Genomic DNA, 13,856 nt, shown 5'->3' on the forward strand with positions numbered 1-13,856 from the left:
TGAAATGGCCGTGCCGGACCGGCCCGGGAAAAGGCTTGCCGTATCGCCATCAGCGGTTCGATGTCGCGTTCGTCGCTGGCGGAATATTCCACAGCGCACGGCCTACCGGTCGGGCAAAGATGTCCAGATTGGACCGTCTCAGGACGGAATCGCGGCGCCGTCGATAGACATGGCCCGTCGTTGAGCATCCGCGAGCGCTGCCTCTGGCGTCTTCAGCCCGAGCAGCATGTCGTGGATCTCCTCGCCGGCGATCTGGATGACCTGCGAGATGCCGCGTACCGGGGGGCGGGGCCACATTCGCAGCACCCGCTGCCGCGCCATCGTGTCGACGATGCCAATGACCGGCGATATGGCCGCGACATCGGGATCGCCATTGACGGAAAAGCGCGGGCTCGCAAGGCTGCCGTTGAGGATGTAGAGCTTCGCCGCGCCGGGGGATGTGAGCAGCGACAGCGCCTGCCACGCTGCCGGGATGCGCTCGGGGGCAATATTCGCCGGTATCGCCAGGGCATAGCCGCCGAGCGGCGCGATATGCCGCCCGTTCAGGCCACGCGGGTGCGGGAGATGTCCCGTACGGCCGAAGGCCGGCGATTCCGGATCGCGCTCATACAGATGGGCGAGCAGCGTGTGCGAATAGGCGATGGCGGAGCGGCCCGACGCGAAGGCCCGCGCGCGGTCGTACCAGGCCATCGACAGAATTTCGGGCGGCGACAGCGGCATCAAAGCGCGCAGGAATTCCGCCGTCTCGCGCGCTTCCGTCGAAAGAAAGGCCGGACGGAGGGGAAGGATCGCGCCCGCCTCGCCGTCAAAGCCGTCCTTTGTCCTCGGAAGCTCGACGATCGGCCGGCCATGGGCGGCCATCAGCGTCATGAAGGTATGGCCGAGCGCCGTGCCGCGGCCGCCGTTCCAGGCAAGCCCGTATATCCCTCGGTCCGGCCTGTGCAGTACGCGGGCGGCGACCAGAAGCTCGGCGAGCGTCCGAGGCGGCTCCACGCCAGCATCGGCGAAGAGATCGGTGCGATAGACCAGCATCTCGGCGGTCGACATCACCGGCAGTCCATACTGGACGGCATTCCAGCGGGCGCTGGCAACGGCATCCGGCACGAAGTCACCGATGTCAGTGCCCGTCTCGGCGATGAGGGCGTCGAGCGGCAGAAGCAGTCCGCTTCCCGCCATTTCGCCGAACCAGGGCAAGTCGCAGGCGAGGATATCGTAGTCGGAGACCCGCTGGGAGCCGTTCGCGACGATCGCCTTTCGGAGCCTGTCGATCGAGAGCGCGCGCGAATGGATCTCGACACCGAGGATCATTTCGAATTGCCGCTTGAGGGCATTCATGGCCATGAAGGTCGGGTCGGCATGCACCAGCACGCGCAGCCCGCGCGGCAGGTTGAGCTTGGCGTCGAGCACTGCGAGCGGCGGGATCAGCGCTTCGCTACTCTCCATCCCCGCGCGGGAGCGTGAGGGCTTCCCAGCCGCAAGATTGCCAGCGATGGCTCGCATCTCCTTCGCAAGGCCGTGCCATCTCGCGAGCAGTTCGGTCGTGGGATGCAGCGAGAAGGATCGACCCGTCTCCGTGCGGGGACGTCGCACAATCAGGCCGTGCTGCAGAAATTCGTCGATTGTGCGCATCGCCGTGCCGTGGCTGAGACCCGAAGCACGGGCAAGCGAGGTCGGGGTCGTCAATCGACCGGCGAAATGATTGCGAACCAGTTCGAGGACGAGACCGATCGCCCGGACGTCTTCGCCGATGAGCAAGCGAAGGCGGCTCTCCGTGTAAACGCGATCGACGAAGTCTGCGACCTGTTGCGCCTCGAGATTGGATTTCGCGTCGATGTGGATCGCATCCAGGGCCTCATAAGGGCCTTCCGGAATCCCAGCCAATGTTCGGCGTGTTGAGCGAGCAGACACCATCGAAGGAATCGCATTCATCAAGTGAGCGTGCAGTTGCCGTTTGCCATGCCCAATATGGTGAAAAGTCTGCCTGCAAGCCATCGCAGCGATGCGATGAAGGACGCACGACGCCCGTCCCGAAGGGATCGCGGAGGAGGGGACCTGAACGGGTGCCGCTTGCGGTGCCCTGTGGTCGCCACGAGACGTCGAATATGAGCCGACACCGCAGCGGCGGCTGTCATTCGAAGGCGGGCCTCGCGGCCCGCCTTCCCTCTCGCAAATTCAGCTACTCGACATAGAGGAAGCGGTTGAAGGTGTGGAAGGGCTCGAGCCCGCCCTTGCGCACGACCACCTGGTCTTCCGTGCGGACACCGCCGACGCCGGGCATGATCAGGCTCAGCTCGTAGGCGAAGGTCTGGTTCTCCTCGAGGACGTTTTCGATCATGTTTCCGATCTCGGGGATGTCCTCTTCCGGGTCCATGCCGGTTGCATGGGCACCGGTGCGACCTTCCGACGGGGCGACGAGATATTGCTCAACGCCCTCTTCCTTGAAGAGGCGCCGCAGAACCGCGTCCGCTTCGATGCCCGTCATGCCCGCGCGAATCTGGCCGAGACCGGCCTCGTAGACGCGGCTGCACGCTTCCATCAGATGGCGCTGCTCCTTTGTGCAGTTGCCATAGACGATGGTGCGGGCATTGTCCGACGAATAGCCGTTCACCCGGATCCCATAATCCATCATGACGAGCTCGCCGCGCCGGATCGGCCGGTCGGTCGGATGGCGGAACAGCACGTCGGTGTTGTCGCCGGCCTGGACCATGGTGTCATAGGCGATCGAGGTGCCGCCCTTGGCGAACATCGCGGCATAGCAGAGCGAATTCGCCTCGCGCTCCGTGATGCCCTCGCCGATCCGGAGCACTTCCATCAGCGTCTCGATCGCCGCGTCGGAAACGCGGGCGGCGCGGCGCATCAGGTTGATCTCGGCCTCGGTCTTCACCGATTTCAGCTGTTCGATGATCATCGCCGGCGTGAGCGCCGCCTCGCCGAAGGCACGCAGCATCGGCGGGTAGAATTCGAGATCCATGTAGCGGTAGCCGGAGATTCCGATCTTCTTGGGCTTGTCCTTGGCGGCCCGCTCCTTCAGGAAGGGTTCCCAGTCGGCACGGATCTCGCGGATGTCACCACCCATCAGGTGCATTGCCGAGGCCTTGTGGGCGGAGGGGATCTCGCTCATTGGCAGGAAGAATACCGGGTCGCGGCCGGGCACGAGATAGAGCAGCTCGGGCTGCGGATAGACGCCGTCAATGGTGCGATAGTCTACGAGCCAGCGGATGTTGCTCATCCGGTAGCAATCGCCATAGACGATATAGGCATCGTAGCCTTCGCGCTCGATTTCCTTCAGCGCCCTGTCCATCCGCTCCTTGTAGAGGCTGTGCGGCAACTGCTCGGCGCCCGTGGTCTCATGCTCATGGAAGCGCAGCTGGCGCTCGATGAGAGTGGGAAACCACTGCTTGACTTTCTCATTGATCATCGTCTTGTCTTTCGTTGTTAGGCGGTTCGGGCTTGTTTCCTAGGCACTCCCGTACCGCCGGTTGCATGGTCTAGGATCCGTTTCTCGCGAGGCGGATCCTAGATTTTGGGCACGCTCAGCGCCCAATTGACGTAGGCGAGCGGCTCGTCGACATTCGTCTTGTCCACCACCTGCGTGCGCACGTTGAAGACCTTCGGCGGCACCTGGCCGAAGATCAGATTCCAGAAGATCGCTTCGATGCTTTGCCGGCCCTGATCGACAGCGCCGACCGAGACCGTGGCCGTCATCTGGCCTTGCTGGATCGACTCGAAGCCCGACTTGAGGCCGTCGGCGCCGATCGTGATGATGCCCTCCTTGCCGTCCCAGGCTTTCAGGCCAAGAGCCTGGATCGCCTGCGAGGCGCCGAGCGCCATTTCCTCGTTCTCGCCATAGATCGCGTTGATGTCGGGATCGCGCTGCAAGAGGTTCATCGCGGCGTTGAGCGCCTTGTCACGCACATAGTCGCCGCGCTGCTCGCCGACGATCTTGAGATCGGGGAATTCGGCCAGCGCGATGTCGAGGCCCTTGCGGCGCGCGGTCGACCAGTGGCCGGGCAGGCCCCAGATCAGGATCATCTTCCCTTTGCCGCCGAGCTGCTTTGCGATGTAGCGGCCAGCGAGATAGCCTGCCTGCATGACGTTGTTGTAGCCGATATTGGAGATGGCGCGGTTCTGGTTCTCGTCCCAGAGCTCGGCCGGCATGTTGAACTGGAACACGCGCGTTCCAGCAGTCTCGGCCCGCGCATAGACGTTCTGCATCGACTCGAAGTCGCCCGCGGTGCAGACAAGCACGGCATCGAACTTGTTGGTGACCCAGGCTTCGATCGTGTTCACCTGGTCGTTGATGTCCTGGTGCTCCTGAGGCGAAGCATAGGTCCAGTCCCATTTGACGCCGAAGAGATCCGAGTAAGCGTGCATCTGTGCGAAGGCACCGTGCTCGATCTCGTCATAGAACTCCGACGCCGCCGGACCGGTGAAGCCGATCTTCAGCGTGCGGCCGGCAACCTTGTCGGCGACAACCTTGCGCCAGGCCTCGTCGCCCCAGGCGATCGAGGTCGATGCGCCCCCGCTCGCGGCGTCCTGCGCGAACGCCCGGCCAGGCATCGCGGCGGAACCGAGCGATCCCAGCATCGCCGTTCCGGCTGCCGTTGCGGCACCAGCGAATGCCGTGCCGAAGATCTGACGACGCGAAATGCCGCCCTTGTCCATAGTCTCCTCCCTGTCAGCCATTGTGTCCTCCTTGGTTGGCTGTCCTTGGTTGGTCTTCAGTGCGGCCTGCTGCGCAACGCGGTGCGCGACAGGGCCATGGCCGCCCGGTCGATCAGAACGGCGAAGAGGATGATCCCGCCGATAATGATGTTCTCCCAGGTGGATTCGATGTTGAGGATGTTGATGGCGTTCTGGATTACGGTGAGCGTCAGCGCGCCGACGAGCGCGCCCCAGAACGATCCGCGGCCGCCCGACAGCGCGGCGCCGCCCATGACGGCCGCCGCGATCGTCTCGAGTTCGTAACCGGCTCCCATCGCGGGATGCACCGTGGTGAGGCGGCCGGCCAGCATGACGCCGGTGATGGCGGCGAGCGTGCCGGAGGCGATATAGGCCGTCAGCTTGACCCGGTCCGGCCGGATGCCGGAAAGACGCGCTGCCTCGGCATTGGAGCCGGTCGCTCTGAAATGGGCGCCGATATAGGTGCGCTTCAGCACGAAGGTGAGGATGAGCAGCAGCGCCAGGGCGACGAAGACCGGCAGCGTCAACTTGCCGGCGACCATCCGCAGCCCGCCGATCAGATAGTAGGCCGGATCCATGTAGTTGCGGAACGGAATGCCGCTAGTCCACACATAGAGGGCGCCTCGGACAACCCCCATCATCGCGAGCGTCGCCACGAAATCGGGCACTTTGAGCCGCGTGATGACGATGCCGTTGAGGAAGCCAATTGCTGAGCCGGCTGCGATCCCGGCGAGCAGCGCCAGGGGCAATGGCAGCCCGATGCCGAGCAGGCTCGCGGCGACGCCGCCGGAGAGTCCGATGACCGACCCCACGGAAAGATCGATGCCGCCCGAGATGATCACGATCGTCATTCCAAGTGTCGGAATGAAGATGAACACCATCTGATTGAGGATGCCGGCAAGATTGGCCTCCTGCAGCATCTGGGGCGCAAAGAAAGAGATCACCGGAAGGAAGACGACGAGAAACAGGAAGATTCCGGCGCCGGGACGACCCGCGAAAGACTGCAGGGTTTCGGCGATGCCGTTTGTCGACGGCGGAGTATGAGAGATGACGGTCATGTCCGTGCCCTTCCGCAGAACAGGCTTGCTTGAATACAAGATCATGGCTTCGGCGCCTCCCGGCGCAGGCGGTCAGGCCGCGCGCGCACGCTGGGCGACGAACCGGCGGACGCCGCCGTCCATCAGGACCGCGAGCACGATGATCACGCCGGTGATGATCTGGAACCAGAATGCGTTCACAGACATCAGGCTGAGCGTGTTCTGAAGGATGGCAAGGAACAGCGCGCCTAGTGCCGTGCCCAGTACCGATCCGCGGCCGCCCGAAAGGCTTGCGCCTCCAAGAGCTGCTGCAGCGATTGCGGTGAGTTCGTAACCCGTGCCCATCGCGGGATGAACCGAGGACAGGCGGGATGCCAGGAGGATCCCGGACAATCCTGCACAAAGGCCCGATACGACGAAGACCGAGAAGCGAACCCGGTTGACCAGGACACCGGCGAGAAATGAAGACTTCGGATTAAGCCCGACGCCATAGACGGCGCGTCCCATCGTTGTGCGGGCGAGGATGACGCCGGCGACGATGGCCACCACGAGAGCCACGATCACGGCGAAGGGGATGCCGCCGAGCGAACCGCCGGCGAGGAACATGAACTCGGGATTCTTGGAGTTGAGCCTGGTGCTCGCCGTCATCACCTCGACGATGCCGCGCATGAGCGACAGCGTGCCAAGCGTCGCGATGAAATCCGCAAAACCCAGCACGACGATGAGATAGGCGTTGACGAAGCCCGCCGCGGCGCCGGTCGCGAGGCCGATCAGAAGCGCCAGAGGAAGCGGCAGGCCGGCATTGATGCAGTAGACGCAGACGGCCGCCGCAAGGCCCATGGCCGAGCCGACCGACAGGTCGATGCCGCCGGAAATCAGCACATAGGTCATGCCGATGCCGAGGATCACCACGAACACCGACTGCACGAGCACATTGGAGATGTTCTCGGGCGTCAGGAAGGATGGCGCGAAGATCGACGAGAATAGGATCAGCACCGCCACCGCGAAGAAGACAGTCGCCCCCTCGATATTCAAGAGGGCACCAAGATCGAATTTAGTGTTGTTGTTCAATTTTCCCTCCCGTCGCCAAAGCCATGACCTGACGCTGCAGGAGCGCCATGGCGGCCTGGTCGCTGGCCGCACCGATCGGAACGGCGATCTCCCCCGCCTTGCGGCCCTCACGCATGATCATCACGCGGTCGGACAAGCCGAGCAGCTCGGGCAATTCGGAGGAAATCACGATGACGGAGCGGCCGCGAGCCACGAAGTCGCGGATGAGGCGATAGACCTCCGTCTTGGCGCCGACATCGATTCCCTGCGTGGGCTCGTCGACGATGATGATGTTGGGGTCGGAAAAAAGAGCCCGCGCGAAGAGGACCTTCTGCTGGTTTCCGCCGGAGAGATTCTCGATGAACTCCGCCGGGCTGCGCGTTTTGATCCGGAGTTCCTTCACATAGCCGGCGGCGACCTGTCTCTCCCGACGGCGCTGGATGAAGCTTGACTGCGCGACCTTGTTCGGCGCCGAGATCGTGATGTTCCGAGAAACATCCAGCCCGGCGACGATCCCTTGCGTCTTGCGCTCCTCGGGAACCATGAAGATGCCGGCCTTCACCGCATCAGCAGGTGAAGATGGCGAGACCTGCCGGCCATTCGCCCAGATCGTGCCGGCGTCGATCGGATCGGCACCGATCAAAGCACGCGCGACCTCGGTGCGCCCCGAGCCGGCGAGACCGCCGATACCGAGCACTTCACCAGCCCTGAGGGTCAGCGAGACGTCGTGCAGGACACCGCGACGCACGAGTCCGGTGGCACGCAGAACCTCCGGCGCGCCGTCATCAAGCGGCTGGTCGGCATCGCGCGCGGCGGCGGCAACCATCGAGCCGACATCGCGGCCGACCATCTTGTGGATGATATCGTCGACGCTGGTCTCGCTCATCGGCATGGTGCCGACCCAGCGGCCATCGCGGAACACTGTGACGCGGTCGACGGTGCCGGCCAGTTCGTCGAGCCGGTGGGTAACAAGGAGAACGGAGACTCCCTGATCCCGCATGGCGCGGATATGGGCGAGGAGCAATGCTCGCTCCCCGTCCGGCAGCTGAGCCGTCGGCTCGTCCATGATGACGAGCGAGGCTTCGAATGCCAGCGCCTTGACGATCTCGATCAGACGCTGCTTGAGGCCGCCAAGTTCTGCGACGGGGCGGCCGAGATCGCGTCGGTCGCCGCCGAACTGCGACCAGAGCGTTTCGGCGCGCTTCTTCATCGCGGCGCGATCGACGATGAGGCCACTGGCGGATTTGAGCTCGCGACCGAGAAAGATGTTCTCGATCGGCGAGAGGTCCGCTGCGAGCGTGTGCTCCTGATAGATGGTGCTGATGCCGAGGGCCTGGGCCTCACGCGGGCCGCCGATGGTCTGATCGACTCCGTTGACGAAAATGGTCCCGCCATCAGGCTGGTAGATGCCGTTGAGCAGCTTGATCAGGGTCGATTTGCCAGCGCCGTTCTCTCCCAACAGGGCGTGAACCTCGCCGGGACGGATCTCAAGCACAGCATCGCCGAGCGCAATGACGCCCGGAAATCGCTTCACGACATTGCGCACCTCGACGAGATGCGGACGAACCTCAGCGGCCCGCGCTTGTGCAGGTTTCATGGTGCAAAATGGCTGAACCCCTTAGTCCTCCCATGGACCTCGATCCCGGTTCAGCACTTCCTCCGAGGGTCAGATTAAGTGCTTTGCGTTTTTGGTGTCAAGCATTCAGTGGATTTTTTCCGAAGATCGGACTCGGGCCTGTACCGGGCCGGGGGGCCGCGCTATCCATCAACCATGTCATCATGGCGTGAGCGCAGGCAGCAGGGAGCAGCGGAGCCGTTGTTGAACTCCAAATCTATACGGAGACATAACACGGCTGCCCTTTTCCATGCAATCAGACAGCATCCCGGCACCTCGCAGAGTGCACTGCGCGGTATTACTTCGATCGACCGATCGACGGTCTCTACCGTCGTGCACCAGTTGGAGGTCGACGGTCTGCTGAAACGCTCGCGCGGCAAGCCGAGCTATGGCATGGGCCGCCCCGAGGATCAGCTGGAGATCGAACCCACGGCCGGGTTGCTGATCGGGCTGGCGCTCTCGAAAGACGGCAGGCTTAGCGTCGCCGGCGCCGGGCTCAACGGGATCATCCAGACCAGCACGGAAGTCGAGCTTCGGCTGGATACTGCTTCGTCCGAGGACGCTCTGATTGCGGAATTGGCGCGCTTTCGCGAGTCCATGCCGCACCTGGCAGCACCCATCCGCGGGATTGGCCTCCTTGTCGAAGGGGCGCCGACCAAGGGGCAACCCGGACCAGGAGCCCGATCCATCATCGAGCGGTCTATCCTCACCCGCATCGAGGACTTCGGCGGCGGCCCGATCGAAGTTGCCTACGATGTGCACGCCTTTGCTCTTGCCGAGCGCTACAACAGCGCGGCCGGAGACCTGGACGACTTCCTCTATATTCACGTGGACAGCATTGTTCGCGGCGTCCCTTTCCTCGGCGGCCGGATACACCATGGTATCTCCGGCCTCACGCAGCGCTTCGGCCACATGATCGTGGATCCGAACGGCCGGTTGGCCGAGGTCGGCGGCCCCGGGTCGCTGAACGCCTATCTGTCGACCGGAGCGATCCTCGGTCGGCTTGCCGAGTTCGGCGTGCGCGCGCGGACGCTCGACGACGCTGTCCTGTCGTCGCGTGTCAACGAAGCTCTCGTGCGAACGGTGTTGTCGGAGGCGGGATCTTATCTCGGCGTGGCGATCGCCAACGCGTTGAACGTTCTCGATATCGGAACGGTGGTGCTTGGCGGCGCGCTCGTGCCGATCTTCAACTATCTCGACCCTGCGATCCGCCAGATGATTCTGCGCGATGTCGTCGACCCGCTTGGGCGGGATGCGATCGTTCGCCCCTCTTTGCTTGGTCGGAAGCCCGTCGCACAGGGCGCAATCGCGCTGGCCATGCAATCCTTCCTGCCCCTTGTCTAGGGTTATCCGCTGCTCCGCCTGCCGGAACGTCGGCGCCTGCATCAGCAGGAGCCCCTTGATCTTATTCGACCCAGCAATCTCGTCGCCAAGCCTCCAGCTTTCGCGGGCGTCGGCAAGATCCAGGAACCAACGGGCGGCCGGGCTGCGCAATTGGCTGCGTCACGCCAAAGCGCTGAGCATCGACAGCCGGCGGACATCGACCGGCTTTGCCAGCAGGCTATCGACCGCAGCCAGAAGCGGCGCCAGATGCGGCGTCTTCATATGCGCCGCGTGATCGGCCTCGCTGCGCCAGTTCTCGTAGAAGACGAAGACGCAAGGGTCCGTCGCATCGACATGAAAGTCATAGTTGATGCAGCCTGGCTCCGTCCGCGTCGGCGCCACCATCGCGGCGAGGATAGAGTGCAGGTCCTCGCGCCGCTCAGGGCGCGCCGTGAGGGTACCGATGACGGTGACGGTCATGTCAGGCCTTCTTCTGGCTGAGTGCGACGGCGAGAATGATGATGGCGCCACGGGCGATCAGCTGCTGGCTGAATTCCAATCCCATGAGGATCAGGCCGTTGTTGATCAGGCCGATCATCAGAGCTCCGACGATCGTGCCGATCACCGTGCCGCGGCCGCCGAACAGGCTGGTACCACCAAGCACCGCCGCCGCGATCACCGAGAGCTCATCGCCCTCGCCGAGCTGGAATCGGCCGGATTGCAGGCGGCCGGCATAGAGCATTCCGGCGAGCGCCGCGGCCGAGGACGAGATGACGAGCACCTTGAACTTGATCGCTTTGGTGTCGATGCCCGAATAGCGGGCCGCGGTCTCGCCGCCGCCGGTCGCCAGGACCCGCCGGCCAAAGCCGGTGCGGCGCAGGACGATGTGGCCGATCGCGCCGAGGATCACCATCCACAGCAAGAGGACGGGAACCGGTCCGATATTGCCGCCGCCGAACAGCCACGAATAGCCGGGGGAGAGGATCGGCACGGCTGCCGTCGCGGAAATCCACATCGCGACGCCCTTGGCGATCCCCATCATGGCGAGCGTGGTGAGGAAGGAGGGAATTCCGACGCGCGTGGTCAGCCAGCCATTGAACATGCCGACCGCAAGACCCGTGGCAAGGCCGGCGATCACGCCGACGACCGGGCCGCCCACGGCGATCGCCATGGCGACCGTGACGGTCGAGAGACCGGCAACGGCCCCGACCGAAAGGTCGATCTCGCCGGCTGACAGCACGAAGGTCATGGCGATGGCCATAACGGCGATCATTGCCGTCTGGCGCACGATGTTGAGCAGGTTGTTGGGGTTCAAGAACCCCTTGTCGGCCAGCGTCGCCGCGAAGACGACGAAGATCACCAGGAAGCCGATATAGATGATGTTCTGACGCCAATTGGCGAAGAAGGCGCTAGCCATTTAAATCTCCTGAACCGCAAGGGCCTTCTGGATTTCGATCTGCAGCCGCTGCTCGGCCGCCTGGAGGCGGTGGGCGAGGTCGTCGGCCGGGACGTCCGGATCGTCCAGCGCCTCGCGCGGCAGATCCTGATGCACGCGCCCGTCGGCCATCACGAGGATGCGGTCGCAGGCGGTCAGCAATTCCGACAGCTCGGAGGAGATCATGATGATCCCCTTCCCGGACGCTGCCAGTTCGCGGACGAGGCGGATGATCTCGGCCTTGGAGCCGATGTCGATGCCAGCCGTCGGCTCGTCGAGAATGAGGATTTCGGGATCGGTGGCGAGCCACTTGCCGATCACGACCTTCTGCTGGTTGCCGCCGGAGAGGGTGGCAACGGCGTGATCGCGGCTGGCGGTCTTCACCTTCAGGCGCTCGATCTGGGTATCGGTGAGTGTGTTCGCCGCCTTGGTATCGACGAACCCGGCCTTCGAGAGGCGGCCAATGACCGCGAGGATCATGTTGGAAGCGACCGAATGGGCAGGAATGATGCCCTGCGTCGCTCGCGCTTCCGGCACGAGCGCCACGCCGGCCGTGATCGCGTCGCTTGGCTTTCGAATGACGATGGCCCGGCCCTTGATGCGGATATCGCCGCTGGCAATGGGGTCGATGCCGGCCATGGCGCGCGCCAGGGACGAGCGGCCGGAGCCGAGCAGGCCGGCAAGGCCGAGCACTTCGCCGCGATGCAGCGTCAAAGAGACGTGTTCGGGCTTGTGGCTGCCGCTGACATCCTTCAGTTCAAGCAGCACCTCGCCCTTTGTCGCCGTGATGCGTGCGACATCGGAAAGCCCCTTAGAACGCTTGCCGACGATATGCTCGATCATCGTATCGATCGGCAGTTCCGACAGCGGCGCCGTAATGACATGACGGCCATCGCGCAGGATGGTCGCGCGGTCGGCGATGCGGGCGATCTCGTCCATGCGATGGCTGACATAAATGATCGCGACACCCTTCGCCTTCAGCTTGCGCAGGAAGACGAAGAGACGCTCGACGTCGGAAACGGCAAGCGCCGTCGAAGGCTCGTCGAGCACCAGCACCTTTGCATCCTGCGAGATCGCCTTGGCGATTTCTGTCAGCTGCTTCTGGCCGGCGCCGAGATCGGCGACGATCGCCTTCGGGTCGACGAAGACCTCGAGCATCGCGAAGATCTCGGCGGCCCGACGCTCGGCCTCGTTGTCGTCGATGAAGCCGATGCCGTCGCGCCATTCGCGCGTCAGGAAGATGTTCTGAGCCACGGTCAAGGTCGGGACCAGGCTCATTTCCTGATAGTTCATGGCAATGCCGGCAGCGCGCGAGGCCTCCGGCGTATGCGTCGTGAGCGGCGCGCCGCCGACCTCGATCGTGCCCTGATCGGGGCGATGAACCCCGTTCAGGATCTTGAGGATCGTCGACTTGCCGGCGCCATTGCCGCCGAGAAGCGCATGAACCTCGCCCGGCAGGATTTCGAGGCTGACGTCGTCAAGCGCGCGCACACCCCCGAAAGCCTTGGAGATGCCGGTCATGCGGACTGCGGCGGCGGTGGCGTTCATCCAACCTTCTCCCAAACGCCGCTTTCGCCCGAGCGGATGAAGGCGTCGGCGACGAGTTCCGTCAGCAAGCCATCATTGAAGTTCGGGCTCGGCTGCTGCTTCTTCGCAATTGCAGAGAAGAAGTCATAGCACTCGACGATCTTGGTTTCCGAATAGCCGATGCCGAGGCCGGGGATCGGCCACAGGCCGGAGCCATAGGGATGGGCCGGGCCGGTGTAGATCGTGCGGAAGCCGCGCGCATCGGCCGGATCGTCGGCGAACATCACCTGAAGCTCGTCGCGGCGCTCGTAGTTGAAGTGGATCGAGCCCTTGGTGCCGTGGATTTCCAGCGTGATGAAGTTGTTTCGGCCATAGGCGTTGCGCGTCGCCTCGAGGCTGCCGATGGCACCGTCCTTGAAGCGCAGCATCGAGACGAGCTCGTCATCGACATCGACCTCGCCGCGCTCGGCATCAGCCGACTTCTCGGCGGCACCCAACTTGTCGACGCCACCCTGCTGAAGGGGACGGGTCTTATTGTAGGTCGGCGTCATCGCGATCACTTCGGCGATCGGCCCGACGAGATGATGCGCGAGATCGACCACATGCGTGCCGATGTCGCCGACAGAACCGGAGCCGGCGATCTTCTTCTGGAAGCGCCAGGACAGCGGCGAGTCCGGATCGGCCGACCAATCCTGCAGATAGGTGCCGCGGAAGTTCAGGATGCGGCCGATCCGGCCTTCCTCGATGAACTTCTTGGCCAGCGCAACGGCAGGCGTGCGCCTATAATTGAAGGCGACCATGTGGATGACGCCGGCGGCCTTGACGGCCTCGACCATCGCCCGCGCTTCCTCGACGGTGCGGGCAAGCGGCTTCTCGCAGATGATGTGCTTGCCGGCCTTGGCCGCAGCGATAGCAATCTCGGCATGGACGTTGTTGGGCGTGCAGATGTCGACGACGTCGATATCAGGCCGGGCAACGACGGCGCGCCAGTCCGACGATGCCTCTTCAAAGCCGTAGCGGCGACGTGCTTCCTCGGCCATGCCGTCGGTCACGTCGACCACGACCTTGCGGTGGGGAATGGCCGGAGCCGGCCAGAAGAACATCGGCATGGAAGCATAGGCCATGGCATGCGCCTTGCCCATGAACCCGCCGCCGATCATGGCGACGTTCATCACTTTGGTCATCG

At 63.9% G+C, this 13,856-nt stretch carries 11 protein-coding genes; 1 reads left to right on the forward strand and 10 read right to left on the reverse strand.

Annotation, left to right across the window (positions count from 1 at the left end; all coding sequences use genetic code 11):
• Nucleotides 1–138 precede the first annotated feature (138 nt).
• The 6 genes from LB518_RS21860 to LB518_RS21885 form a co-directional block, all read right to left on the reverse strand.
• Nucleotides 139–1,755 (reverse strand): extracellular solute-binding protein, encoded by a 1,617-nt coding sequence (locus LB518_RS21860; RefSeq protein WP_224579937.1) that lies wholly within the window; start codon nucleotides 1,753–1,755, stop codon nucleotides 139–141.
• A 421-nt stretch (nucleotides 1,756–2,176) separates the two neighbouring features.
• Nucleotides 2,177–3,418, reverse strand: coding sequence for a M24 family metallopeptidase (locus tag LB518_RS21865; protein WP_224579938.1), 1,242 nt, complete (start codon nucleotides 3,416–3,418; stop codon nucleotides 2,177–2,179).
• Nucleotides 3,419–3,516: 98 nt separating this feature from the next.
• The gene (locus LB518_RS21870; RefSeq protein ID WP_224579939.1) at nucleotides 3,517–4,686 is read right to left on the reverse strand and encodes a sugar ABC transporter substrate-binding protein; all 1,170 of its coding nucleotides are present in this window, start codon (nucleotides 4,684–4,686) and stop codon (nucleotides 3,517–3,519) included.
• Between the two features lie 35 nt (nucleotides 4,687–4,721).
• Nucleotides 4,722–5,741 (reverse strand): ABC transporter permease, encoded by a 1,020-nt coding sequence (locus LB518_RS21875; RefSeq protein ID WP_224579940.1) that lies wholly within the window; start codon nucleotides 5,739–5,741, stop codon nucleotides 4,722–4,724.
• Nucleotides 5,742–5,813: 72 nt separating this feature from the next.
• Nucleotides 5,814–6,791 carry an ABC transporter permease gene (locus LB518_RS21880; RefSeq protein WP_224579941.1) on the reverse strand — a complete coding sequence of 326 codons (978 nt, stop codon included), beginning with the start codon at nucleotides 6,789–6,791 and terminating at the stop codon, nucleotides 5,814–5,816.
• The gene (locus LB518_RS21885; protein WP_224579942.1) at nucleotides 6,775–8,367 is read right to left on the reverse strand and encodes a sugar ABC transporter ATP-binding protein; all 1,593 of its coding nucleotides are present in this window, start codon (nucleotides 8,365–8,367) and stop codon (nucleotides 6,775–6,777) included. Before LB518_RS21885 ends, LB518_RS21880 begins: the two co-directional genes overlap by 17 nt.
• Before the next feature lie 222 nt (nucleotides 8,368–8,589).
• Here LB518_RS21885 and LB518_RS21890 point away from each other — a divergent pair, with 222 nt between their 5' ends.
• Nucleotides 8,590–9,729, forward strand: a complete 1,140-nt coding sequence (locus LB518_RS21890; protein WP_224579943.1) for an ROK family transcriptional regulator — start codon at nucleotides 8,590–8,592, stop codon at nucleotides 9,727–9,729.
• Between the two features lie 159 nt (nucleotides 9,730–9,888).
• On the opposite strand, the gene LB518_RS21895 is transcribed toward LB518_RS21890, so the two are convergent.
• From LB518_RS21895 to LB518_RS21910, 4 genes are read right to left on the reverse strand one after another with little or no spacing between them, the layout of a single operon-like run.
• A complete protein-coding gene (locus LB518_RS21895; protein WP_224579944.1) occupies nucleotides 9,889–10,188 on the reverse strand; it encodes a putative quinol monooxygenase in 300 nt (99 codons plus the stop codon).
• 1 nt (nucleotide 10,189) lies between these two features.
• The gene (locus LB518_RS21900) at nucleotides 10,190–11,125 is read right to left on the reverse strand and encodes an ABC transporter permease (protein ID WP_224579945.1); all 936 of its coding nucleotides are present in this window, start codon (nucleotides 11,123–11,125) and stop codon (nucleotides 10,190–10,192) included.
• Nucleotides 11,126–12,691 carry a sugar ABC transporter ATP-binding protein gene (locus LB518_RS21905; protein ID WP_224579946.1) on the reverse strand — a complete coding sequence of 522 codons (1,566 nt, stop codon included), beginning with the start codon at nucleotides 12,689–12,691 and terminating at the stop codon, nucleotides 11,126–11,128.
• Complete coding sequence (locus LB518_RS21910; protein ID WP_224579947.1) at nucleotides 12,688–13,854, reverse strand: levoglucosan dehydrogenase; 1,167 nt, start codon at nucleotides 13,852–13,854, stop codon at nucleotides 12,688–12,690. Before LB518_RS21910 ends, LB518_RS21905 begins: the two co-directional genes overlap by 4 nt.
• Nucleotides 13,855–13,856: the final 2 nt, after the last annotated feature.

It is taken from the genome of Mesorhizobium sp. BR1-1-16 (assembly GCF_020165495.1).
In the GTDB taxonomy this organism is placed as follows: Bacteria; Pseudomonadota; Alphaproteobacteria; order Rhizobiales; family Kaistiaceae; genus Kaistia.

Coding starts and splice junctions, on each gene's coding strand:
- LB518_RS21865 (WP_224579938.1), bottom strand. CDS start 3,418: ATGATCAATGAGAAAGTCAAGCAGTGGTTTCCCACTCTCATCGAGCGC.
- LB518_RS21870 (WP_224579939.1), bottom strand. CDS start 4,686: ATGGCTGACAGGGAGGAGACTATGGACAAGGGCGGCATTTCGCGTCGT.
- LB518_RS21875 (WP_224579940.1), bottom strand. CDS start 5,741: ATGACCGTCATCTCTCATACTCCGCCGTCGACAAACGGCATCGCCGAA.
- LB518_RS21885 (WP_224579942.1), bottom strand. CDS start 8,367: ATGAAACCTGCACAAGCGCGGGCCGCTGAGGTTCGTCCGCATCTCGTC.
- LB518_RS21895 (WP_224579944.1), bottom strand. CDS start 10,188: ATGACCGTCACCGTCATCGGTACCCTCACGGCGCGCCCTGAGCGGCGC.
- LB518_RS21900 (WP_224579945.1), bottom strand. CDS start 11,125: ATGGCTAGCGCCTTCTTCGCCAATTGGCGTCAGAACATCATCTATATC.
- LB518_RS21905 (WP_224579946.1), bottom strand. CDS start 12,691: ATGAACGCCACCGCCGCCGCAGTCCGCATGACCGGCATCTCCAAGGCT.
- LB518_RS21910 (WP_224579947.1), bottom strand. CDS start 13,854: ATGACCAAAGTGATGAACGTCGCCATGATCGGCGGCGGGTTCATGGGC.